The organism is Streptomyces sp. NPDC056128 (assembly GCF_042263835.1).
Taxonomy (GTDB): domain Bacteria; phylum Actinomycetota; class Actinomycetes; order Streptomycetales; family Streptomycetaceae; genus Streptomyces.
Genome location: NZ_JBHJVQ010000002.1, coordinates 1 through 22850, shown reverse-complemented (window position 1 = coordinate 22850; position 22850 = coordinate 1). Strand labels below are relative to the sequence as shown.

Below are 22850 nucleotides of genomic sequence, written 5' to 3'. Positions count from 1 at the left end.
GCTGCGGGCAATCCACCCCCGCCCAGCACGCCGCGGCCGTCAGCCCACCAGGTGCCCCAGGTCGTTCCAGCTCTCCAGCGCCGGCTCCCCGTAGGCCCACCCCAGGACCGACAGCGACGTCGGATTCAGCCGTATCCGCGCCGCGAAGTCCAGCGGCAGCCCCAGCCACCGCGCCCCGATCGACCGCAGAATGTGCCCGTGGGCGAAGACCAGCACATCCCGGTCCGCCTCCCGCGCCCACGCCACGATCTCGTCCGCACGCGCGGTGACGTCCGCCACGCTCTCCCCGCCGGGCACCCCGTCCCGCCAGATCAGCCAACCGGGCCGGACGGCCTGGATCTGGTCCGGGGTCAGGCCCTCGTACGCCCCGTAGTCCCACTCCATCAGCGTGTCCCACGCGCGGGCGCGCTCGCCGAAGCCCGCGAGTGCGCAGGTCTCCCGCGCGCGGGCCAGCGGACTGGTCCGCACCTCGACGCCGGGCAGCCCCTCCAGGGGCGCCCGGTGCAGCCGCTCGCCGAGCAGCTTGGCGCCCTGCCGGCCCTCCTCGAGCAGCGGTACGTCGGTCCTGCCGGTGTGTCTGCCGGACAGCGACCACTGCGTCTGTCCGTGCCGGGCCAGCAGGATGCGCGGTGCCATGAAGAGGCCTTTCCGGGAGAAATGTCTGAGGGACCTCTCCATCATCCCGCACGGCGGGTGCGGGCAACCCGGGGGGCGATCCCCGCGTCTATCCGGTCCGAGGGCGCCCCGCGAGGCGGGCTCAGGGAGGCCGTAGAGTGGCACGTCCGTGTCAATCGAGGCGCGCGAGCAACGAGAGAAGGGGGAGGGCGATCGGATTGCCGCACACCGAGATACCGGGCAGCGAGGCGGCCCCCACGACTCGGCTGCGCTGGTGGACCGAGCTGCCGCTCATCGTCCTCGTGTACGCCTGCTACTCCGCCGGCCGCCTGCTCGTGCGGGGCGACGTCTCCGACGCCGTCGACCACGGCCTCGCGATCCTGCGCATAGAGAAGGGGCTCTTCCTCAACGCGGAGCACCCTCTCAACCGGCTCTTCACCAGCGAGCCCTGGATAGGCATACCCGCCGACTTCTGGTACGCGTCACTGCACTACCTGGTCACCCCGGCGATCCTGATCTGGCTCTTCCGCTCCCGCGCGGTGCGCTACCGGGCCGCGCGCACCTGGCTGATGACGTCCACGTTCATCGGCCTCATAGGCTTCACGCTGCTGCCGACCTGCCCGCCCCGGCTGCTGGACGCGAGCCACGGCTTCGTCGACACGATGGCCCAGTACAGCTCGTACGGCTGGTGGGGCGGCGAGGCCAGCGCGCCGCGCGGACTGGGCGGGATGACCAACCAGTACGCGGCCATGCCGAGTCTGCACGTGGGCTGGGCCCTGTGGTGCGGCGTGATCCTCTGGCGTTACGGCGGCAGCCGCCTGACGAAGGTGCTCGGCGTCGTCTACCCGCTGGTGACCACCATCGTGGTGATGGGCACCGCGAACCACTACTTCCTCGACGCGGTCGCGGGCGCGGCCGTGATGGGCGCGGGCCTGCTGCTGACGCCCGTCGTGCTGCGGATCTCCAACCGGGCGCGGACCCGGCTCATGGCCCGCTTCGCCTCCGGCGGCACACCTGCCGCACCGGTCCCGGAGGGCGCGGGTTCCCCGATTGTCAGTGGCGGATGCCAGACTTCCGCGGGTGAGCGATTCCCACGCCAGCGCGAGCAGCGGTTCGAAGCAGGAGCCGAGCCGGACCCCGCCCCCTCGGACGCGGGGGACGAGACTCCGGCACCGGCTCGCTGAGCTGCGCGGGCCCGACGTACCCGCCAAGGCGCTGGACGCGCGCGCCCTGGCCGCCCTCGCCGCCAACCCGGGGTGCCGCAGGCGCGCGATCCTCGACGGCGCCGGGGTGGACAAGGCCGCGCTCGCGAGCGCGCTGGGCTCGCCGTCGGTCTTCGGACAGTCGCAGTTCGCCTTCATGCGGGGCAACGCCTTCGAGGCGCGGGTCAAGGCGGACGGCGGCGCCGAACTGCTGCGCCTGGTCCACGAGAAGCTGGACCGGGGCGCCGAACCGCCCGCCGGCGCGCGGGTGCCCGACCTCTCCGCGAGCGGCCCCGAGGGACGCGCGGCCCGGACGTCGCTCGCCCTGCGCGAGGCCACCGGCACGCCGGGCGCCTGGACGCTGCTCGACCATCCGATGCTCGCCCTGGAGGTCGCCGGCTCCCCCGCCTTCCTGGAGCCGGACGCCGTGGTGGTGCACCCGGACGACAGCTGGACGGTCGTGGAGATCAAGTCCTTCCCCATGCTGGACGGCGCCGCCGACCCGGCGAAGGTCGGCGCGGCCGCGCGGCAGGCCGCCGTGTACGTCCTGGCCCTGGAGCGGGTCGCCGCGCACCTGGACCCCGCCCCGCGCGTGCGCCACCGCGTCCTGCTGGTCTGCCCCAAGGACTTCTCCAACCTGCCCACCGCGTCCGCGGTCGACGTGCGCAAGCAGCGTGCGGTCACCGACCGGCAGCTGGCCCGGCTGACCCGGATCGAGGACATCGCCGACGAACTCCCCGAGGGCGTCTGCTTCTCCCCCGAGCAGCCGGCGGAGGAGCTGACGGCGGCGGTCGAGACGGTCCCCGCGACCTACGCGCCCGAGTGCCTCTCCGCCTGCGAGCTGGCCTTCCACTGCCGCGCCCGGTCCCGGGAGGACGGCGCCGTGACCTGCCTGGGCCGCCCGGTCCGGGCCGAACTGGGCGGGCTGGCCACGGTCGAGGACGTGCTGGCCGCGGCCCGCGGGGAGGCCGGCGACCCGGACGACCCGGCGGTGGCCGCGCTGCGCCGGGCGGCCCGGCTGCGCGCGGAGGCGCTGGTGGCGGCAGGTGCCGCGGGCGGCGAGGTGGCCGGGTGTCACTGATCACCACGCTCGCCCGGCTGGAGGCCGTGCGCACCGGCGCCGCACAGACCGCCGCCACGGTCCGGCACCGGCACCTGTCCGACCGTCCGCTGGTCTTCGTCCCGCTGATCACCGCCGGTGAGGCCGGTGCCCCGCTCGGCGCGCTGGTCGGCACCGACCGGGACGCGCCGCGCCTGCTGGTCGTGGACCAGCCCCGCGACCGCGACCTGCGCTTCGCGTTCCTGGCCGAGCTGGCGGACATCGTGCTGCCGCACATCGAGGCGTGCGCCGACGCCGTGGAGGCCGCCGAGCGCACCGAGACCGACCCGGAGACGGGCAAGCGGGTCAAGGTCGAGGTCGATCTCTGCTCGGACGCCGCGCAGCTGGTCGTGCCGAGCCGCGCGGGCATCGACTTCGTCCGGCTGCTGGGCCGCTCCATGCGCTTCCGTCGTACGGCGGAGCAGGACCCGCAGACCCCGCACCCCGCGCCGCCCAGGGTGCCGCTGCTCGGCCGGTGGCTCACGCACTACGGCGAGCGGGCCCGGGTCCCGGGATCGTCCCTGCTCCTGGCCATGACCGACCTGCTGGGCCGGCACTGGGCGACCGGCCAGTCCACGCTGGAGGACCAGCACCTCGGCGCGCTGCTGGCGTGGATCGCACCCGAGGGCGAGGACCTGACCGGCGCGGAGGCCGCGCGCCGCGCCGAACTGGCCCGCGACGCCGAGGGCCAGTTGCTGTGCCCGCCCGCCGGCCCGGCGACCGACCCGGCCTTCGACAACCGGCTGCTGGCCCCCGCCATCGAGCGCTACGACCGCGCGCGTACCGCGTTCGCCGCCGCCGAGGACGGTCTGGAGGCCGACGACCGGCTCGGCGCGCTCACCGCCGCGGAGCGGGAGATCCGCGCCCTGGTCGAGAGCCGTACGCTGCCCACCTGGGAGTCGGTGTGGCGGGGCCTGGACCTGCTGCGGGAGCTGCCGGCCGGCGCGCACGTCGACGACCGCTGGACCCGCGACCGCTGGTCGTTCACCTCGCACCGGGACCGCGTCCTGGCCGGTGAGCCCCCGCAGCCGCGCCGCGACGACGCGGTGACGGCGGCGAACAAGCTGGCCACGCGCGAGCGTGAACAGGCCCGGCTGGAGGCCCAGGAGGCGCTGGACGATCCGCTGGTGATGGCCGGGCGGCGGCTGGCCGGGGAGGCGTTCGCGGGCGAGGTCACCGACGTGGTGATGGCGTACAGCGAGAGCAAGCGGCCCAGTCCGCGCCCGCTGGTCACGGTCCGCACGGACGACCGGCCGCACCTGGGCGAGCGGGTGCGGGTGTACCGGTCGCTGGGCGGCAAGCCGCAGGCGGCGGAGTACGCCGGTCCGGCGGGCGATCCCGGCGACGGGACGCTGGTCCTGCGGATCATGGACAAGATGGGCCGCGGCAAGGAGCCGGAGGCGGGGTCGGTGCCGGAGAAGGGCGACCGGGTCTGCTTCACGCTCTTCGAGCACGAGCAGCGGGGCGGCGCGAAGCTCCCCGACCCGGAGGAGACCCCGTGGACGCACGGGGGCCCGCCCGGTGAGGCGGCCGCCGTGCCGGAGGCCGCCGACGCCCAGACGGAGGAGGACGTCCTGTGACCGCCGAGGCCACCACCGCCGTCTCCGCCCCCGGCGTCCCGGCCTTCGACCCGGGCGCCGAGGCCGCGCGCGCCACCGCGGCGATCCTCCACGACACGCTGCACGGCACCGAGCGCGGAGTCGTCGTGGATTCCCCGCCGGGCGCCGGCAAGTCCACGCTGGTCGTCCGGGCGGCGCTGGAGCTGGCCGAGGCCGGCCGCACCCTGATGGTGGTGGCGCAGACCAACGCCCAGGTCGACGACCTGGTCCTGCGCCTCGCCGAGAAGAACCCCGAGCTGCCGGTGGGCCGCCTGCACAGCAGCGACACCGACGCGTACGACAAGGCGCTGGACGACCTGGCGAACGTACGCACCTCGGCGAAGGCCGCCGACCTCGCGGGCCTGGCGGTCGTCCTGTCCACGGCCGCGAAGTGGGCGCACGTCAAGGTGGACGAGCCGTGGCGGCACGCGATCGTGGACGAGGCGTACCAGATGCGCTCGGACTCCCTGCTGGCGGTCGCCGGGCTCTTCGAACGGGCGCTGTTCGTGGGCGACCCCGGCCAGCTGGACCCGTTCGCGACGGTGGGCAGCGAGCAGTGGGCGGGCCTGGCGTACGACCCGTCGGCCTCCGCCGTGACGACCCTCCTCGCCCACAACCCCGGCCTCCCCCAGCACCGCCTTCCGGTCTCCTGGCGTCTCCCGGCCTCGGCGGCCCGCCTGGTCTCGGACGCGTTCTACCCGTACACCCCGTTCCGCAGCGGCACCGGCCACGGCGACCGGAGCCTGGCCTTCGCGGTGCCGTCGAACGGCTCGGGCCCCGACCGGGTGATCGACGAGGCCGCCGTCTCCGGCTGGGGCCTGCTGGAGCTGCCCGCCCGGCACACCCCGCGCACCGACCCGGAGGCGGTGCGGGCGGTGGCGTCGGTGGTTCGGCGGCTCCTGGACCGGGAGGGCGCGGCTACGTCGGAACGCTCCCCCGATCCGGTCCCGTTGACCGCCGCCCGCATCGCCGTCGGCACCGCGCACCGGGACCAGGCCGCCGCGGTGCGGGCCGCGCTGGCCGACCTCGGGGTGAGCGACGTGACCGTGGACACGGCGAACCGGCTCCAGGGCCGGGAGTACGACGTCACGGTCGTCCTGCACCCCCTCTCCGGCCGCCCCGACGCCACGGCGTTCCACCTGGAGACGGGCCGCCTCTGCGTCCTGACCTCCCGCCACCGGCACGCCTGCATCGTGGTCTGCCGCGAGGGAGTCGACGAACTCCTGGACGACTACCCGTCCACGGAGCCGGTCCAACTGGGCACGCTGGTGAAGTTCCCTGACGGGTGGGAGGCGAATCACGCCGTGCTGGCGCACCTGGCCGACCACCGGGTGGCGTGGCACCCCTGACCGGCTCTCCGGAACCCGCCCGGCCGAGGGGCGGCTGGCGGCCCCCAGCTCGCCGGACGGAGTCCGGCACGCCGCCGCAGGCGGCCGATGGATGCAGCCCTGATGGCTGGGAGGCGAACCACGCGGTGCTGGCGCACCTGGCGGAGCATCGGGTGGCGTGGGGGGTCTGACGATGCTCGGAGCGAGGGAGTAAATCCCTTAGGGCTAAGATTTCAGCATCATATCTACGCCGCGAGGGGAAGACATGGCTCAGGGCAGGGCCGCGAGGCGGCCGGATGCTGTGGCGGGGATCGTCGGGGACTGGGCCCGCGAGCGGCCCGAACTGGACACCTCTCCCCTGGAGGTGCTCGCCCGGCTGCACCGGTCGTATCTCCAGTACCAGTCGCGGATGACCGCGCGGCTCGACGAGCACGGGCTGTCCGTCGCCGGGTTCGACGTGCTCACCGCGCTGCGCCGGTCCGGGGCCCCCTACCGGCTGACCGCCGGGCAGCTCGCGGCCTCCGGGCTGGTCTCGTCGGCCGGGGTCACCCTGCGGCTCGACCGGCTGGAGAAGGACGGCCTGCTGGTGCGTGAACGCGACGCCGAGGACCGGCGCGTGGTGTACTCGCGGCTCACCGACGCCGGCCTGCGGAAGGTCGACGAGGTGTTCAGCGAGCACCTGGAGAACGAACGCCGGATGCTCGGCGGAATCTCGCCCGCCGAGCATCGCCAACTCGGCCGTCTGCTGTCGAAGTTGGAGCGTTCGATCGTCGAGTCCGACGACGCCCCGGCTCAGCGCGCCGAGACGGGCTGAGCCTTCGACTGCCGCCCGGCCTGCGCCTGGTAGAGGCGGCGCAGCCGGACCACGCCCAGGTCGTGCTGGTAGAGGTTCTCCCGCTGGTCGGCGTCCGCGGGCATGCTCTCCAGGATGACGCGGTCCTGCTCCAGGACCTCCCAGTGGCGCTCCTCGATGAGGGACTTGTAGAGGAACCGCCAGGTGTCCCGCTGCCAGTCGCTCACCTTGCGGTACCGCCAGAAGAAGACACCGGTGCGTCCGGCGTCCACCGGGCAGGCCATGCCGACGATGCCGAAGGGCCCCCCGGGGCCCGCCGACGGCGGGTAGGGGATGGACAGGTCCACCCAGTCGACGCCGGTGTGGCACAGCTCGACCCAGTCGAAGTTGACGCCCCGCTGGTCGGTCTTCTCGAAGAAGTAGCCCCGCTCGGTCTCCCGGATACGGAACTTGGCGGTGGTGTCACCGGCGAACATGGTGTGGGACTCCGAGTGCAGAAACGCGCCGTGCATCGGGTCCAGCAGGTTCTCCATGGCGAACCGCCACGGCACGTTCCACTCGGCGTAGCAGAGGAACGCGGAGATCTCCTCGTCGGCGAGGGGTTCGGGCAGGGTGAGTTCCACCGGCTCGGGGTGCTCCTCGTCGCCGAAGTAGGCGAGGATCGCGCCGCCGACCTCCCGGACGGGCAGCGAGGTGACGAGGGTCTTGCCCTCCAGGTTGCAGCCGGGCAGGCCGGGCACCGAGGTGACCGTGCCGGTGCCGTCGACCTCGACGCCGTGGTACCAGCAGGCGACGCGGTCGCCCAGGTGCTTGCCGAGGGAGAGGGGCGCGCCGCGGTGGGGGCAGCGGTCGGCGAGCATGGAGAGGCCGCCGTCGGACTTGCGGAAGAGCAGCCAGTCCTCGCCGAGGGCGGTCACCCTGCGCATGCCTCCGGGCGAGACGAAGCTGGAGGGCACGACGGGGTGCCACTGGTTGCGCAGGCCGTGGGCGTAGATGTGGTCGGCGGTGTCGTGGGTCGAGAGGGTCATGTCAGGCTCCCAGGCGGTGCATCTCGGCGCGGAAGGCGTCCTCGGTCCAGGGCTCACCCGTGGGGGTGCGCAGCTGGCGGGAGTTGAGGCCGTCGATGACGTCGGTCAGTTCGTGACCGTCCTTGGTGAAGATGTCCTCGAGCGTGCGGGCGAGCTTCAGCTCGTACGGGGTGGGCTCGTGGTCACGGGTCTGATGGGGGTCCAGGAAGGGCCAGGTCTCGGGCACGTCGTTCTCCGTAGGGAAGTCAGCTGTTTCAGGGGGTTCAGAGGTTCAGGACGAGGCGGTCCGAGGCGCAGCGCGAGACGCAGATCATCATCGTCTCGCCGGTGGCGCGCTCGGTGTCGCTGAGGAGGAAGTCGCGGTGGTCGGGGGTGCCGGCCAGGACGCGGGTCTCGCAGGAGCCGCAGATGCCGTCGCGGCAGGACGAGGCGACGGCCAGTCCGGCGTTCTCGGCGGCCTCCAGGATCGAGGTGCCGCCTTCCACGCGCAGGGTCACGCCCGACGCCCGGCACTCGACGTCGAAGGCGCTGTCGTCGCCCTCCCGCGCTGCCGCGGCCGGTGCGGCGAAGCGCTCGGTGCGCACCTGCCCTTCCGGCGCCGCCTCCTCGACCGCCCGCAGCAGCGGCTCCGGGCCGCAGCAGTACACCAGCGCGTCGGCGGGCAGGTCCGCGAGCGTTCCGGCGACGTCGATGTGTCCGAGTTCGTCCTGCGGCACGAGGGTCACCCGGCCGCCGCCGAGCGCCGCGAGTTCGCCACCGAACGCCATCGAGGCGCGCGAACGGCCGCCGTGGACGAGCCGGTACGGAACGCCGTCGCGCTGTGCCCGGCGCGCCATCGCCAGGATCGGGGTGATGCCGATGCCGCCGGCGACGAAGACGTAGGAGGCGGCGGGTTCCAGCGCGAAGTGGTTGCGCGGCCCGGCCACCCGCACAGTCTGGCCGGGCCGCAGCTTGGTGTGCACGTGGCGCGAACCGCCGCGCGAGGCCGGTTCGTCGAGGATGCCGAGGCGGTAGACCCCGCTGTCCTCCGGGTCGCCGCACAGGCTGTACTGGCGGACGTGGCCGCCCACGTGCAGGTCCAGGTGTGCGCCGGGCGCCCAGGAGGGCAGCGGCTTGCCGTCGGGGTGGACCAGCTCGACGGAGAGGACTCCCTCCGCCTCCCAGGTCGTGCGGTGGACGAGGAGGTCCAGTTCCTGCTCTTCGGCGGCTTCGGTGGCGCTCATGTCGGCGGGCCTCCCTACCGGGTGGGGATCTTGACGGGCGGGGTGAACGGGTTCTTCATCGGGCCGAGCGCGGCCAGGTCGACCTCGACGAGGGTCGGGCCGTCGGAGGCGACGGCCGCGTCGATCACCTTCGCGGCCTCGCTCGCGTCGCCGATCCGCGCGTAGGGCAGTCCGCAGGCGGCGGCGAGCCCGCCGAAGTCGGGCGTGAACAGGTCGACGCCGGAGCGGCGTTCGGTGTAGGTGGCCTGCATGTTGCGCAGGACGCCGTACCCGCCGTCGTTGAAGACGATCAGGGTCAGGCGGGGCCGCTCCTGGGCGAGGGTGAGCAGCTCGCCCAGGTGGACGGCGAGTCCGCCGTCCCCGGCGATCACCACGGTGGGCTCGTCGGGGCGGGCGAGGGCGGCGCCGATGCCCATGCCGAGGCCCTGTCCGATGCCGCCGCCGCGCGGGAAGACGTTGGCGCGCGGGTCGTGCAGGGGCAGCAGGCGGTTGCCCCAGGACGAGGACGGGATGGTGACGTCCCGGGCGACGACGCTGCCGCGCGGCAGGGCGGCGGCGAGGGCGTCGCAGATCGCGGCCTGGGGGCCGATGCCGTCGTGCAGGGCGGCCCGCACCTCGTCGCCTACCCGGCGGACCCGGTCGGTCCAGTCCGCGTCGGCCCGTACGGCGGCCTCGGTGAGCCGCGGCAGGACGGCCGCGGCGTCGCCGTGGAGACCGTGCCGGGCGGGGTACACCCGGCCGAGGGCGGCGGCGTCGACGTCGATCTGGATGTGCGCCTCGGGGATGCGGAGCCCGTAGTCGGCGGTCTCGTTGGAGCGGAAGTGGGTGCCGACGGTGACGACCACGTCCGCGTCGGACAGGAGCGCGCGTCCGGCGGGGGTGGTGGCGAAGTTGCCGACGACCTGGTCGTGGTCCTCGGGCACGGCGCCGCGCCCGGAGTTGGAGGTGAGCAGTCCGGCGCCGGTCGCCTCCAGCAGGGCGAGCAGCTCCGCGCGTGCGGTGTTCGCGCCGCCCCCGGCCCAGATCAGCGGGCGTCGGGCGGAGGCCAGCAGGTCGCGTGCCGCGGCCAGCCGGGACGCGTCCGGCACCGGCACCTCGGGAGCGGGCGCGGTTTCGCCGTCGTCCTCCTGGGCCGCGTACTGGAGGTCGATCGGCCACTCCACGCTCGCGGGCCCGCCCGGCGCGGTGCGGGCCGCGGCGGACGCCTCGCGCAGGACGCGGCCGGCGTCCCGCGCGGAGGTGATGGTCGCGGCGTACTTGGAGACCGCGACGAGCATGCCGAGCTGGTCCTTGGTCTCGTGGATGAAGCCGCGCCCGCTGCCGAGGTACGCCGACTCGACCTGCCCGGTGACGTGCAGGACCGACGTCCCGGCGGACAGGGCCTCGATCAGGGAGCCCGCCGCGTTGCCGGCTCCGGTGCCGGTCGAGGTGAGGGCGCAGCCGATGGAGCCGCGGGCCCGGCCGTAGGCGTCGGCGGCGTTGACGGCGCTCGCCTCGTGCCGCACCGGTACGAACCGCAGCTCCGGGTCGGCCTCGACGGCCTCCACGAGCGGCAGGTTGTGCACGGACACGATGCCGAACACGGTGTCGACGCCGAGGGACTTGAGATGGGCGGCCAGGAGTCCGCCACCGTGGTCGTAACGCATACGAACTCCTCAGAGGATGCCGCGGCCGACTCCGCCGCAGACGTCGATGCTGGTTCCGGTGATGTAGGAGGCGCGCGGCGAGAGCAGCGAGACGATCGCGTACGCGACCTCCTCGGCGCGGCCGAGCCGTCCCAGCGCGATGCCCCGGTCGGCGGCGATCTCCGCCTGCCACTCCTCGTAGGTGAGGCCGCTGTCGGCCGCCGCGTGGCGGCGGGCCCACTGCCCGGTGTCGACCAGGCCGAGGCAGACGGAGTTGACGCGGATGCCCTCGGGGGCGAGTTCGCGGGCCAGGGAGGCGGAGAGGTTGAGGATGCCGGCGCGGGCCGCGCTGGTCGTGATCAGCCGGGTCTCGGGCTGTTTGGCGAGGACGGCGTTGACGTTGACGATCGCGGCGGCGTCGGAGGCCCGGAGGTGGCCGCGGGCGGCGCCGAGGGGGTTGAGGACGCCCGCGAACTTCAGCTCCAGTTCGTCGCGCCAGTCGTCCGCGGTCGTCTCGTCGAGGGCCTTCATCCGGGACTGGCCCGCGTTGTTGACGAGCCCGTCGAGGCGCCCGCCGAGGTGCGCGGCGGCGCGCTCGGTGAAGTCCCGTACGGCGTCGGCGTCCCGGACGTCGCAGACGCCGGTGTGGAGCCGGTCCGGGCCGGCGCCGAGGCCGGCCACGGCCTTGGCGAGCCGGTCGGCGTCGCGTCCGCAGGTCGCGACGCGGGCGCCCTCCGCGAGCAGGGCCCGGACCGTGGCCAGGCCGACGCCGGAGCTGCCGCCGGTGACCAGGACGGTGCGGTCGGCGAGGCCGAGGTCCATGGGTACTCCTTGCAGACGGATGTACGGATGCGTGGGGGGGGTGGGTTTCAGTGCATGGTGAAGCCGCCGTTGACGGCGACCACCTGCCCGGTGAGGTAGCCGGACTCCTCCCCGAGCAGGAAGGAGACGAGCCCGACCAGGTCGTCCGGCCGCTGCGGCCGGGGTATCGCGCGGTTCGCCGCGTACAGGGCGTGGCGCTCGGCCGGTACGGTCTCGGTCGCCTCGACCTCGGTCAGTCCCGGCGCCACGGCGTTGACGGTGATGTCCCGCTCGCCCAGTTCCCGGGCCATCGCCCGGGTCAGGGCGAGGACCGCGCCTTTGGAGGCGATGTAGTGGGCGAGGCGCGGGGAGCCGTAGAGGGCCGCGTCCGAGGCGATGTTGACGATCCTCCCCGGGCGGGACATCAGCGGCAGCAGGTGCTTGGCGACGAGCCACGGGCCGCGCGCGTTGACGGTCATCAGCCGGTCCCAGGTCTCGACGTCGAGGTCCTGGAACTCCCGGCCGCCGACGCCGTTGGCCAGCGCCGCGTTGTTGACCAGGCCGTACACGGGCCCACCGGCCGCGACGCGGGCGGCCAGGGCCTCGACCGAGGCGGGGTCGGCGACGTCCAGGGCGACGGACTCGGCCGTGCCGCCCGCGTCCCGGATCGCCGCCGCCGTGCGGGCGCCCCACTCCTCGTTCAGCTCGGCGACGACGACCCGGAACCCGTCGGCCGCCGCCCGGCGGGCCATGGCCTCCCCGAGGCCACGGCCCGCTCCGGTCACGACGACCGTACGGCGCCCGGCCGCGGGGTCAGTCACGGGTGACGCCGTACAGCGGGGAGTACTCCGGGTACGTCGGCACCTGCGGCTTCCGGGTGCCGATGATCACGCAGAACAGCGCGTCCGTGTCGCCCTCGTTCTTCAGCGAACGGGTCACCCCGGCCGGCACCACGATCATGTCGCGGTAGCCCAGCGTGCGGTACTCGGTCTCGTCGGGGCCGCGGTGGATGCCGACGCGGACCTCGCCCTCCAGGACGAAGAACGCCTCCTCGACGTCGTGGTGGGTGTGGGCCGGGCCCTCGGCGCCGGGCGGCAGCAGCATGTTGGAGAAGGTGAAGCCGCCGGAGGGGAGGATCCGGCCGTCGTCGTCGTGGTTGCCGGTGGCGCCGGAGCCGACGTAGCGGATCTGCGCCCGCTTGTACTGCGGTCCCGCCTTCTCCTGGAAGGACAGGGTGCCCCAGTCCGGCTCGCGGGAGGCCCGGGAGGCGATCAGGGAGTCGGTGTACTTGGCGAGGTCCGAGCCGTTGTCGTAGTCGTCGGTGGTCAGCGGCATGGTGATCAGCCCTTCCGGGTGCGGTTGCGGGTGCGGGAGTCGGTGACGATGTGCAGGTGGGAGAGCAGCCAGGCGTTGAAGTGCTCGGGCTGTTCCTGGTTGGCCAGGTGACCGGCGTCCTTGACGATCACGTAGGCGGTCCGGTGCAGACCGCCGGCCAGGACCTGTGAGGCGTCGGGGCCGGTGATCCGGTCCTTCTCCCCGCACAGGACGAGCGTGGGCGCGGCGACCCGGGCGAGTTCGCCGCGCAGGTCGGTGCGGGCCATCGACTCGGCCGCCTGTCGGTAGCCGGGCGGCCGGATCGAGTCGGCCATGGTGTCGACGACCCGCCGCACCAGTTCGGGCGGCGCGTCCTCGGAGACGAGGCGGGGGCCGCGCTGCTCGGCGAAGGCGCGCGGGCCGAGGCTCTCCAGCTCCGGGACCCGGGCGCGCATGGCGGCGGCCTTCTCGGGGCTCGTGCCGGAGCCGGGGGTGGAGTCGGCGACGGTGAGGGAGGCGACGAGGTCCGGGTGGCGGGTGGCGAGCCGCAGCCCGATCACGCCGCCCCAGGAGACACCGACGACGTGTGCCTCGGTGTCCCGCGCGCGGATGACGGCGGCGGCGGTGTCGGCGAAGTCGTCGAGGGTGAGGTCGTGCTCCGGGTCGGCCGACCTGCCGTATCCGGGCGCGTCCCAGGCGACCACCCGGTGACCGGCGGCCAGCGCGTCCAGCTGCGGCGCGAAGGCGGCGGACGAGGAGCCGATGCCGTGCAGGCACAGCACCAGCGGCCCGTGGTCCCCGGTCTCCGCCAGGTGCAGCCCGGCGAGGTCAGGGGCGGTCACAGGATCTGCCCCCGGCGTCCGGCCAGCGCGGCGAGCGAGCGCAGCACGGCGTACGGGACGACCTGGCTGGTGGCCGGGTTGGCTGCGTCGGGGAGGTGGCGGACCTCGAAGCGGTACGAGCCACGCGCCCCGCTCGCCTCGATCACATGGGAGGTGTGCGTGACGGCGGGGTCGGCGACAACCCTGACCCGTACCGCGTCGAGGTCCCCGACCGCGAGCGCCACGGAGGCGGCGACGTTGGTCGACTTGGGGAACTTGGCGGGCACGTCGCGCGCGGTGCCGGCCATGACCTCCACGGGGCCGGTCGCGGACCGCAGCCGGGCGAGCGACTCCTCGTCCATCCAGGGCTGTTCGAGGGTGGCGGGCAGCTTGGTGGTGGTCAGGGTGACCTCGCCGAGCGGCCCCATCGCCCGTACGGCCTGCAGCAGGTCGAGCCCGCCGACCGCGCCGCCGGTGAAGTAGACCCGGCCGGGCCCGGTGGCGAGGAGCCGCTTCCACAGCTCCTCGTCGGTGAGGGCTCCGGTGGACGCCACGAGCAGGTCGGTGCCGGACGCGAGGACCGCCTCGCCCCATTCCCGTACGACGCCCTGTCCGGCCGCCTCGACGATCAGGTCGCAGGAGGCGAGGGCCTGCTCCACGGTCAGCTGGGGTGCGGGGACGGCGTCGCCGAGCGGGCGGTTGTCGACGATGCCCGTCAGTTCGGCGCCCGGTACCTCTCCCGCGGCGAGCGCGCCGCCGACGACGCGTCCGATGGCGCCCCATCCGATGAGGCCGACCTTGCGTGGGGCGTTGTTCATGCCGCTGCTCCTTCGGCGTCGGCGGGGGCGTCGGTACGGGCGTCGCTATGGGTGTCGCCACGGGTGTCGGTACGGGCGTCCACCGGTGGTGCGGCGACGGGGCTGCCGTCGGGGGTGCCCGCCATGTGCGCCCGGATCCGCTGCGAGGGCGGGCCCGCGGTCCCCCACAGGTCGGACAGTTCGGGGGTGCGCCGCCACACCTTGCAGATCCAGGTGTCCTCGACGATCTGGGCGACCTCGGTGGTGTACTCGCAGACCAGGCCCGTGGGGTCGGTGAAGTACGAGAACGTGTTGTTGCCGGGGCCGTGCCGGCCGGGGCCCCACTCGGGGGTGATGCCGTGGTGCCTGAGCCGGCCGAGGCCGCGCATGAAGTGGTCCAGCGAGGTCATCTCGTAGGCCACGTGGTTGAGGGAGACCCACGGTGCCTGGTTGAAGGCGACGCAGTGGTGGTCGGTGCCGCAGCGCAGGAACGCCATCTGGTGCTCGGACCAGTCCGACACGCGCATGCCGAGCACGTCGCGGTAGAAGGCGACGGAGGCGTCGATGTCGGGGGTGTTGAGGACGGCGTGGGTGACGCCCACCGGCAGGGACACGTCCCGGCCGCGCGCGGTGACCGCCCAGGTGTCGGCGGAGAGTTCGACCAGCCGTCCGTCGAGGTCGTGGAAGCGCAGCCCGTAGCCGCCGCCCACCTGGTCGAGCGGGCCGGGTTCGGTGACGAGCGCGATGCCGCGGGCCCGGAGCCGGTGCGCCGCCTCGTCGATCTCGGCCGGGGTGCCGAGCGCGAAGACGAGACGGCCCAGGCCGATGGTCTCGGAGCGGGTCAGGCGCAGGGCGTGGTGCTCCTCGCCGGTGCCGCGCAGCCAGCTCGCGCTGTGCTCGGCCTCGACGACCTGGAGGCCCCACACCTCCTCGTAGAAGTCGACGGCCTCGGCGAAGTTCGGGGTGAGCAGTTCGACCGAGCGCAGGGCGCGCAGGCGGCCGATCGGGGGGTGGTTCATGGCGGGATCTCCCATGGTGTGGGTCAGTTGGCCCAGGGCAGGGGCGTGGAGTCGGTGCCCCAGTACAGGGACTTCTGCCGCTGGTAGGCACGGATCAGGTCGCGGCCCTTCTCGATGCCGAGCCCGGAGTCCTTCACCCCGCCGAAGGGGGTGGAGACGGAGAACTGCTTGTAGGTGTTGATCCAGACGGTCCCGGCCTCGATCCGCCGCCCGAGCCGCCAGGCGGCCCGCGCGTCCCGGGTCCAGATGCCGCAGGCGAGCCCGAAGACCGAGTCGTTGGCCTGCGCGACCAGCTCGTCCTCGTCCTCGTAGGGCAGGGCGACGAGCACCGGGCCGAAGATCTCCTCCTGGCAGACGCGGGCCGAGTTCGGCAGGGAGTCGATCACGGTCGGCAGGTAGTAGGCGCCCTTCGCGTACCGCTCGCCCTCGGGTACGGCGCCGCCGCACAGCACCCGGCCGCCCTCCTCGCGGGCGAGTTCGACGGCCGCGGCGACGCTGTCGCGGTGCGCGTGGTGCACGAGCGGCGCGACCTGGGTGTCGGGGGAGGTACCGGGTCCGACGCGCAGCGCGCGCACCCGCCGGACGAGTTCCGTGACGAAGGAGTCGTACCGCGAGGCGTGCACGAAGAGCCGTGAACCGGCGATGCAGGACTGGCCGCTGGAGGAGAAGATCCCGTACATGACGCCCGCGAGGGCCTGTTCGACGTCGGCGTCCTCGCGCACGATCGTCGGTGACTTCCCGCCCAGTTCGAGCGAGGCGGGCACGAGCTTGTCGGCGGCCACGTGGGCGATGGCGCGTCCGGTGGTGGTGCCGCCGGTGAAGCCGATCCTGCCGACCAGCGGGTGCCTGGCGATCGCGTCGCCCACGACACTGCCCCTGCCCGGCAGGACGGCGAGCAGCGCGGTCGGCAGTCCGGCCTCGGCGAGGACCCGGTGGACGAGGCGCCCGAAGGCGAGGGAGACCAGCGGGGTCCACTCGGCGGGCTTGAGCAGGACGGCGTTGCCGCCGGCCAGGGCGGGTGCCGTCTTCTGCGCGTCGGAGGCGATCGGCGAGTTCCACGGGTTGATCGCGCCGACGACGCCGATCGGTTCGTAGGTGCTCATCGTGAGGTAGGGGCCACGCGAGGGGGTGAGCGCGTCCTCGCCCGTCTCCAGGGCGGCGGCCGTGTACCGGAAGGTGCCGGCGGCGCTCAGCGCGAGGGCGCGGGTCTCGCCGAGGGTCTTGCCGGTGTCGGCGGTCTGGAGCGCGGACAGGTCGTCGGCGTGTTCCTCGATCAGGTCGCCGATCCGGTACAGGACGCGGGCCCTGCGGTGGGGCGGGAGGTCGCGCCACTCGGGTGCGGCGGCGGCCGCGGCGGCCGCGTCCGCGGCCTCGTCCACGTCGTCCGCCGAGGCGGCGTGGACGGTGGTGAGGACGCGGCCGTCGGCCGGGTCGACGGTGTGGATCGGACGTCCGCCGCCGCGTCGCCACTGTCCCGCGATGAGTATCTCGTCGGCTGGGATACGCGGCATGAAGGGCCTCCGGGTGGGACGTGTCTAAGTGCTAGAAATCTAAGGGCTTAAATAATTTCCCCGCAAGGGGCCGCCGTCGGGAATTTTCGACGACGTCAGGAGTAAGCCTTGCCTAACCTCGGCTGGCTACCGGTAGAACTTAAGCGCTGAGACATTCAGCGCCTACATAAGTAGGGCGCGCACCTCTCCAGCCCTCACCGCCGCCGGCACGCGGTCGCTCCGCCGTGCCGTACCGCCCGAACCGTTCCGTGCGGGCCTGTACCCTCCCCTCCGTACGGGATCCGGAGACCTCACCATGACGATCGACGCAGCTCGCGACACCCCAGGCCGACATGGCGACCCGGCCGAGCTCGCGGCCGCCATCGGCGCCCGCTTCGAACGCCTGCCCCTGTGCCGCTGGCAGGTGATGGTCCGGCTCGTCGTCGGCGCCGTCACCTTCTTCGAGGCGTTCGACCAGCTTCTGATCGCCTACGCCCTGCCGGAACTGCGCGCCGAGTGGCACCTCGGCACCACCCAGGTCACCGCTCTGATGACCGTCGGATCGGTCGGCATGCTGGTCGGCGCCCTGGTGTCGGGCAGGCTCGCGGACCGGATCGGCCGGGTGAAGGTCATCGCCGGCTGCATCGCGCTGTCCGGCCTGTGCAACCTGGCGCTCACGCTCTGCACCTCGCCCGAGCCGTTCATGGCGCTCCGATTCGTCCAGGGCATGGCCATCGGTGGCGAGGTGCCGATCGCGGCCACCTTCATCGCGGAGATCACCCGCGCCCACCACCGCGGCCGCTTCGTCCTCCTGTACGAGCTGGTGTTCCCGGCCGGTCTGACCGCGGGCGCGCTCCTGGCCGCCTGGCTGGTGCCGGTGCTCGGCTGGCGCTGGGTGTTCGGCCTGGCCGCCGTACCCGGCCTGCTGTGCCTCGTCCTCGCCCGCTGCGTTCCGGAGTCACCGCGCTGGCTCGCCGACCACGGCCGGCACGAGGAGGCACTGGCGACGATGGCGTCGATCGAGCGGAAGGTCGAGAAGATCACCGGCGCCCCGCTGCCCGCCCCCGCACCCGCGTCGCCCGTCCGGCCGGCCGCCGCGGGCAAGGGCGGCCTGCGCGAACTGCTGAGCGGCAGGTACGGCAGGCGCACCCTCGTGATCGGAGCCCTCTGGTTCACGGGCTACTTCGCGAACTACGGCATCACGTCCTGGCTGCCGACCATCTACAAGGACCACTTCGACCTCGGTCTGTCCACGGCGCTGCTCTACTCGACGGTGACGAGCTGCGCGGGCCTGGCCGGCTGTCTGGTCGTCGCCCTCACGGTCGACCGGGTCGGCCGCCGCAACACGGTGATCTGGTGCATGGCGGCCGCGGCCCTCTGCCTGCTGCTCCTGGGCCTGACGGCCGGCGACTCGGCGTCGAGCGTCCTGGTCTGGACGTCCCTGGCGGCGGTCTTCCTCTTCGGCTCCAACATCTGCCTCTACCTGTACACCCCGGAGCTGTTCCCCACCCGGATCAGGGCGCTGGGCTCCAGCGTGGGCGGCGCGGCGAACCGCCTGGGCGTCATCCTCGGCCCGATCGTCGTGGGTGCCATCTACGCGGGCGGCGCGATGGGCACGGTGTTCGTGACCCTGGCGGTCGTCGCCGTCGCGGGCTCGCTGGTGGCGGCGGCCTGGGCGGAGGAGACCAGCGGCCGCACGCTGGAGGACATGGCGCCGTGACCGGCGCTCACCCGGCGTGCGTGCGCGCGATCCCCACCGCGAGCCGGCGCATCAGCTCCCGGGCCGCCTCCGGGGCGACGACCTCGATGTGGTCGCTGAACTGGAGCAGCTGCCGCACTCCGTCGAGCCGGTCGTACGCCACGGTGATCTCGACCCGGCCGTCGCCACCCTGGTCGCCCTGGTCGCCCTGACCCCGTTGGTCGTCCCGGTCGCCCCGATCACCCGCCGTCCTGAGCCTGGCGCCCAGGATCCGGCGGGCGAGGTCGAGGCTGCCGGCGTCGACGCGCGCCGTGACCACGACGCGTCCCTCGCTCTCCAGGGCCTCGCCCAGCTCCCGCGCCGTGCCCACGAGGTCGGCACCGGGCCGCAGCCGGCGGGCGCTGTCGAGTACGGTCCAGCGCTGGAGACGGGAGAGCGCGAACATGCGGGGCCGCCCGTCGCGGTCGGCGACCAGGTACCAGCGCCCGCCCCGCTGCACGAGCCCGTACGGGTCGACCACGAGGTCCCGCGCGGTCGTGGCGCCGCTGCGCCGGTAGACGATCCGCAGCCGTCTGGCCGTACGCACGTCCCGGACCAGGCCCGCCACGTCGGGCAGGGGCGTGGCGTCCTCGAACCAGGGCCGGTTGTCGATCGCGATCACGTCCGTCAGGGCCAGCGGCAGGTCGTCCCGGGCGGGCGGCGGTGACCGGCGCGAGGTGAGCTTGCGCAGCGCCGACCGGGCGGCCGCCTCGCCGCCGAGCTGGCGGGCCCGGTCGAGATCGAGCCCGACCGCCCGCAGCAGGTCCGCCTCGCCGGTGGTCAGCTTCGCCAGGTCCACCTGGTCGCCGGGGAGCAGGCTGATACCGCCGTACTTGCCCCGCTCGGTGAAGACGGGGATTCCCGCGTCGACCAGCGCCCGCACGTCGCGCAGCACCGTCCTCGTCGAGACTCCCAGCTCCTCGGCGAGCCCCTCGGCGGTGGTCCGCGGATGCGCCTGCAAGGCGGCGAGCAGCTCGATCAGGCGCTGGGGTCGGCTCATGGCGACAGCTTCCTCGTCGGACTCACCCCGCCGGATTTTCCTCTCCGGAACACGACAATCCCTGTCATGTTCTCACGCGAGGCTGTACACCGAGGCCGGAACCGGCCCGCCCGGAAGGAGCCCGACAGCCATGTCCGCACCGAATCTCTTCCTCGTCTACGTCAACGACGTCGAGCGCGCGACCGCGTTCTACTCCGACCTGTTCGACATCAAGCCGGTGATCACCACACCGCGCTACGTTCCGTTCGAGGTCGCCCCGGGCGTGCTGTTCGCGCTCTGGAGCGGCCGCGCGGACCAGGTCGCGCCGGGGACGCCGCGCACCTCGGAGGTCGGCCTGATGGTCCCGGGGCCCTCGGCGGCCATCGACGAGATCCACGCCGCGTGGGTGGCCAAGGGCGTCACGGTGGTCGAGGAACCCCACGACGAGGTCTTCGGCCGCACCTTCGTGGTCGCGGACCCGGACGGCAACCTGATCCGGGTCTCACCCGTGGACTAGCGAGCGGGGGGGCACGCGGGCGTCTCCGGCTAGCGCCGCGGCAGGCGCCGGATCAGCAGGCCGGTGACCGCCGCCAGGGCCAGCAGGAGCCACGAGCAGTCGATCAGCGCCCGCGTGAAGTCGGTGGCCGACAGGGACGCCGCCGTGTCCTGCGGGTCGGCGCCGAGCAGGGCGACGAAGAGCGTGCCGAAGACGGCCACGCCCAGCGAGATGGCCGCCTGGTTGACGGTGAGCAGGATGGCGGAGCCCGCACCGGCGTCCTCGGCGGGAACGGTGGCGAGGATGCTGCCGACCAGTGGAGCCGCCACCAGTCCCCCGCCCGCGCCGGCGATGAGCAGGGCCGGAGCCATGGTGAGCGCGGCGAGGGGCGCGTCCGACGCGGGGCCGGGCAGCAGAGTGACGATGAGTACGAGGTACCCGACCGCCATGGCCCCGGCACCGGCGACGAGCACGGCCTTCCCGTACCGCGAGACCGCCTTCCGGCCCATCATCGACGCGGCGGCGAACCCGACGCCGAGCGGCAGGAACGCGATGCCCGAACCGAGCGGCGACAAGCGCAAGCCGTCCTGGAACACGTAGGCGAGCAGCAGGAACAGCCCGTAGTTGCCGCTGTAGAAGAAGACGACGACGGCCAGTCCCAGGCTGAATCCGCGCTTGCGCAGGAGGGAGGGCCGCACGAGCGGCGATCCGCCGGACCGCTCGCTTCTCCGCTCCACGCGCCACAGCGCGGCCAGCGCCAGCACCGACCCGGCGAACATCGCCCAGATCCAGAGCGGCCACCCGCCCGTCTGGCCCCGGATGAGTGGGTAGATGAGCAAGGTCATGGCAATCGCAGTCAACAGCAGCCCGGGAATGTCGAGTTCGTGGCGGGCCCCGGGCCGCGACTCGGGGAGCAGGGCGGCGGCACACGCCGCAGCGGCCAGGCCGATCGGCACATTGACCAGGAACACCGAACGCCAGCCCAGGTCGAGGACGTCGAGATTGAGCAGCAGCCCGCCGAGAATCTGCCCGGCGATCGCCCCCATCCCCAACGTCGCGCCGTACAGCGCCAGGGCGCGGGGCCGTTCCTGCGGCGAGAAGACGGTCTGGATCAGCGCCAGCACCTGAGGAAGCATCAGAGCGGCCGCCAGCCCCTGGCCGATGCGCAGCACGATGAGCGACTCGACCGTCGGCGCCGCCGCGCAGGCCGTCGACATCACCACGAACGCCACCAGGCCGGTGACGAACACCCGCTTGTGCCCGTACGTGCCGCCCAGTCGCCCTCCGGTGGTCAAGGCGACGGCATACGCCAGCACATACCCGCTGATGACAAGCTGGAGATCGGAGAACCCCGCCTTCAGATCGCGCTGAATGGAGGGGGCGGCGACATTGACGATCAGTACGTCGAGGATTCCCATGAACGTGGCGGCGAGCAGCACAGCCAGCGCGCCTCGCCGTCGCACGTGCCCGGAATCGCCGGCGACCGTTTCTGCTCGTTCCATTGCCGACAAATATCACCTTTAGGACAGTGAACAGGGGGCACTGACACGGCCCGGCTGCGCCGTCTCACGAGATCGGTGCCACGGCCTCGGCGATGAGCCGTCGGTAGCTCGGGCACCGGGTGACGTCCTCGTACTCACAGCCCAGGCCGCCCTCGATGAGCTCCAGTGAGGCCTGGGCCGCCGCGATTCTCGCCCGGAGTTCCTCGGCCGCGGGGCGGAGGATCTCGTGCCGGGCGGTGCGGTCGACGGCGGCGGACAGGCTCCTGATGGTGCTCAGGCCGAGGCCGGCCTCCTTCAGGATGAGGATCGTCGCCACGCGGGTGAGGTCGTCCGGGCCGTAGCGCCGACGCCCGCCGGCGTCCCGTCCGGGGTACAGCAGGCCCATCGCCTCCCAATGCCTCAGCACGTGGGGCGCCAGGCCGAACCGTGCCGCGAGGGCACCGATGCCCAATGTGCCGACACGGCCCTCTTCCCTTGACTTCATGCCGACATTAAGTCGCAGCATTACGTCCATGTCCAAGAATCAGGAAGCGATGGAAGAGCACGGTGAGCGCCGGGACATCGAGGCCCTGCTGGCCGTCCTCGACGCCGCGGACCGGTTGCCCGACAGCACGCGGCTGCGGGACCGCTCCTACGAACTGCTGTCCCTCGTCCCGGACTCGACCGTCGTGGACGTCGGCTGCGGCGCCGGACGAGCCGTGGCCGAGCTGGCCGAACGCGGCGTGCGCGCGGTGGGCGTGGACCCCAGCCCGTGGATGCTCGCGGCGGCCCGGGAGCGGTGGCCGGAGGGCGAGTTCCGGGAAGCGGGGGCGGAGGCGCTGCCGTTCGCCGACGGAAGCGTGCGCGGCTACCGCGCCGACAAGGTCTTCCACGTACTTCCGGAGCCGGGACACGCCGTGGCCGAGGCCCGGCGGGTCCTCTGCCCGGGCGGCAGGATCGTTCTGGTCGGCCAGGACTGGGACGCCATCATGATCGACTCGGCCGACGCGGCGCTCACCCGCACGATCGTCCAGGCCCGCGCCGACCTGATGAGCACGCCCCGCGCCGGCCGCCAGTACCGCGGCCTGCTCCTGGACGGCGGCTTCGACGATGTCACGGTCGAGGTGCACACCAGCGTGTTCACCGACCCGGCGATGCTGTCCCTGCTCGTGAGGCTGGCCGAGCCGGTCTGCGAGAGCGGCGCCATCGGGCGCGACCAAGCGGACGAGTGGCTCGCCGAACAGCGCCACCGGGCCGAGACCGGCCGCTTTCTCGTCGCCATCCCGTTCTTCGTGGCTGCCGCCTCCGCCTAGTGATCTGGTTGTGAGTCGGTCGGGCACCACATGAGTTGCCTTCGGTACCAAGTTGGCGGGTTTGGCTGACGGGTGCCGGTCGGCTTCGGT

At 73.3% G+C, this 22850-nt stretch carries 23 protein-coding genes; 8 read left to right on the top strand and 15 right to left on the bottom strand.

Annotated elements, in window-relative coordinates; all coding sequences use genetic code 11:
- Positions 1-39 precede the first annotated feature (39 nt).
- Complete coding sequence (locus tag ACFC1X_RS04065) at positions 40-636, bottom strand: histidine phosphatase family protein (protein ID WP_376348591.1); 597 nt, start codon at positions 634-636, stop codon at positions 40-42.
- Between the two features lie 197 nt (positions 637-833).
- Here ACFC1X_RS04065 and ACFC1X_RS04060 point away from each other — a divergent pair, with 197 nt between their 5' ends.
- The 5 genes from ACFC1X_RS04060 (at position 834) to ACFC1X_RS04040 (ending at position 6656) form a co-directional block, all read left to right on the top strand.
- The gene (locus ACFC1X_RS04060; protein ID WP_376348590.1) at positions 834-1799 is read left to right on the top strand and encodes a phosphatase PAP2 family protein; all 966 of its coding nucleotides are present in this window, start codon (positions 834-836) and stop codon (positions 1797-1799) included.
- Positions 1696-2898, top strand: coding sequence for a hypothetical protein (locus ACFC1X_RS04055; RefSeq protein WP_376348588.1), 1203 nt, complete (start codon positions 1696-1698; stop codon positions 2896-2898). The genes ACFC1X_RS04060 and ACFC1X_RS04055 overlap by 104 nt, the downstream gene beginning before the upstream one ends.
- Entirely contained in the window at positions 2889-4496 is a 1608-nt protein-coding gene (locus ACFC1X_RS04050) for a hypothetical protein (RefSeq protein ID WP_376348586.1), read from the top strand. Before ACFC1X_RS04055 ends, ACFC1X_RS04050 begins: the two co-directional genes overlap by 10 nt.
- Complete coding sequence (locus tag ACFC1X_RS04045; RefSeq protein ID WP_376348584.1) at positions 4493-5863, top strand: AAA domain-containing protein; 1371 nt, start codon at positions 4493-4495, stop codon at positions 5861-5863. The genes ACFC1X_RS04050 and ACFC1X_RS04045 overlap by 4 nt, the downstream gene beginning before the upstream one ends.
- A 244-nt stretch (positions 5864-6107) precedes the next feature.
- The gene (locus ACFC1X_RS04040) at positions 6108-6656 is read left to right on the top strand and encodes a MarR family winged helix-turn-helix transcriptional regulator (protein ID WP_376348582.1); all 549 of its coding nucleotides are present in this window, start codon (positions 6108-6110) and stop codon (positions 6654-6656) included.
- Here ACFC1X_RS04040 and ACFC1X_RS04035 read toward each other — a convergent pair.
- The 11 genes from ACFC1X_RS04035 to ACFC1X_RS03985 are packed head-to-tail and all read right to left on the bottom strand — an operon-like array spanning position 6635 to position 16774.
- Entirely contained in the window at positions 6635-7663 is a 1029-nt protein-coding gene (locus ACFC1X_RS04035) for a Rieske 2Fe-2S domain-containing protein (RefSeq protein ID WP_376348580.1), read from the bottom strand. The two genes, ACFC1X_RS04040 and ACFC1X_RS04035, sit on opposite strands and share 22 nt — an antisense overlap.
- A 1-nt stretch (position 7664) precedes the next feature.
- Positions 7665-7889: a recombinase-like helix-turn-helix domain-containing protein gene (locus tag ACFC1X_RS04030; protein ID WP_376348579.1), complete on the bottom strand. Its 225-nt coding sequence runs from the start codon at positions 7887-7889 to the stop codon at positions 7665-7667.
- Positions 7890-7926: 37 nt separating this feature from the next.
- Positions 7927-8886, bottom strand: coding sequence for a PDR/VanB family oxidoreductase (locus ACFC1X_RS04025; protein WP_376348578.1), 960 nt, complete (start codon positions 8884-8886; stop codon positions 7927-7929).
- A gap of 14 nt (positions 8887-8900) precedes the next feature.
- Positions 8901-10532 (bottom strand): thiamine pyrophosphate-binding protein, encoded by a 1632-nt coding sequence (locus ACFC1X_RS04020; protein ID WP_376348576.1) that lies wholly within the window; start codon positions 10530-10532, stop codon positions 8901-8903.
- Between the two features lie 9 nt (positions 10533-10541).
- Entirely contained in the window at positions 10542-11333 is a 792-nt protein-coding gene (locus tag ACFC1X_RS04015) for an SDR family oxidoreductase (RefSeq protein WP_376348575.1), read from the bottom strand.
- A gap of 47 nt (positions 11334-11380) precedes the next feature.
- Positions 11381-12133: a 3-oxoacyl-ACP reductase family protein gene (locus ACFC1X_RS04010; RefSeq protein WP_376348573.1), complete on the bottom strand. Its 753-nt coding sequence runs from the start codon at positions 12131-12133 to the stop codon at positions 11381-11383.
- A complete protein-coding gene (locus ACFC1X_RS04005) occupies positions 12126-12647 on the bottom strand; it encodes a cupin domain-containing protein (RefSeq protein ID WP_376348572.1) in 522 nt (173 codons plus the stop codon). Before ACFC1X_RS04005 ends, ACFC1X_RS04010 begins: the two co-directional genes overlap by 8 nt.
- 5 nt (positions 12648-12652) lie before the next feature.
- A complete protein-coding gene (locus ACFC1X_RS04000) occupies positions 12653-13468 on the bottom strand; it encodes an alpha/beta fold hydrolase (protein WP_376348570.1) in 816 nt (271 codons plus the stop codon).
- Positions 13465-14265: an aspartate dehydrogenase domain-containing protein gene (locus ACFC1X_RS03995; RefSeq protein WP_376348568.1), complete on the bottom strand. Its 801-nt coding sequence runs from the start codon at positions 14263-14265 to the stop codon at positions 13465-13467. The genes ACFC1X_RS04000 and ACFC1X_RS03995 overlap by 4 nt, the downstream gene beginning before the upstream one ends.
- Positions 14262-15263: a VOC family protein gene (locus ACFC1X_RS03990; RefSeq protein WP_376348567.1), complete on the bottom strand. Its 1002-nt coding sequence runs from the start codon at positions 15261-15263 to the stop codon at positions 14262-14264. Before ACFC1X_RS03990 ends, ACFC1X_RS03995 begins: the two co-directional genes overlap by 4 nt.
- A 23-nt stretch (positions 15264-15286) precedes the next feature.
- Positions 15287-16774, bottom strand: a complete 1488-nt coding sequence (locus ACFC1X_RS03985) for an aldehyde dehydrogenase family protein (protein ID WP_376348565.1) — start codon at positions 16772-16774, stop codon at positions 15287-15289.
- Between the two features lie 295 nt (positions 16775-17069).
- Here ACFC1X_RS03985 and ACFC1X_RS03980 point away from each other — a divergent pair, with 295 nt between their 5' ends.
- Positions 17070-18473 (top strand): MFS transporter, encoded by a 1404-nt coding sequence (locus ACFC1X_RS03980; RefSeq protein WP_376348564.1) that lies wholly within the window; start codon positions 17070-17072, stop codon positions 18471-18473.
- A gap of 7 nt (positions 18474-18480) precedes the next feature.
- Here the strand turns inward: ACFC1X_RS03980 and ACFC1X_RS03975 are convergent, their stop codons facing one another.
- Entirely contained in the window at positions 18481-19491 is a 1011-nt protein-coding gene (locus ACFC1X_RS03975) for a helix-turn-helix transcriptional regulator (RefSeq protein WP_376348562.1), read from the bottom strand.
- A 130-nt stretch (positions 19492-19621) separates the two neighbouring features.
- Here ACFC1X_RS03975 and ACFC1X_RS03970 point away from each other — a divergent pair, with 130 nt between their 5' ends.
- On the top strand, positions 19622-19987 hold the full coding sequence (locus ACFC1X_RS03970; protein WP_376348560.1) for a VOC family protein: 366 nt from the start codon (positions 19622-19624) through the stop codon (positions 19985-19987).
- Positions 19988-20016: 29 nt separating this feature from the next.
- Here ACFC1X_RS03970 and ACFC1X_RS03965 read toward each other — a convergent pair whose 3' ends face one another.
- Positions 20017-21468, bottom strand: coding sequence for an MFS transporter (locus ACFC1X_RS03965; RefSeq protein WP_376348559.1), 1452 nt, complete (start codon positions 21466-21468; stop codon positions 20017-20019).
- Positions 21469-21532: 64 nt separating this feature from the next.
- A complete protein-coding gene (locus tag ACFC1X_RS03960; RefSeq protein ID WP_376348557.1) occupies positions 21533-21952 on the bottom strand; it encodes a MerR family transcriptional regulator in 420 nt (139 codons plus the stop codon).
- A gap of 28 nt (positions 21953-21980) precedes the next feature.
- Here ACFC1X_RS03960 and ACFC1X_RS03955 point away from each other — a divergent pair, with 28 nt between their 5' ends.
- Positions 21981-22760 carry a methyltransferase domain-containing protein gene (locus ACFC1X_RS03955; protein ID WP_376348556.1) on the top strand — a complete coding sequence of 260 codons (780 nt, stop codon included), beginning with the start codon at positions 21981-21983 and terminating at the stop codon, positions 22758-22760.
- Positions 22761-22850 lie beyond the last annotated feature (90 nt).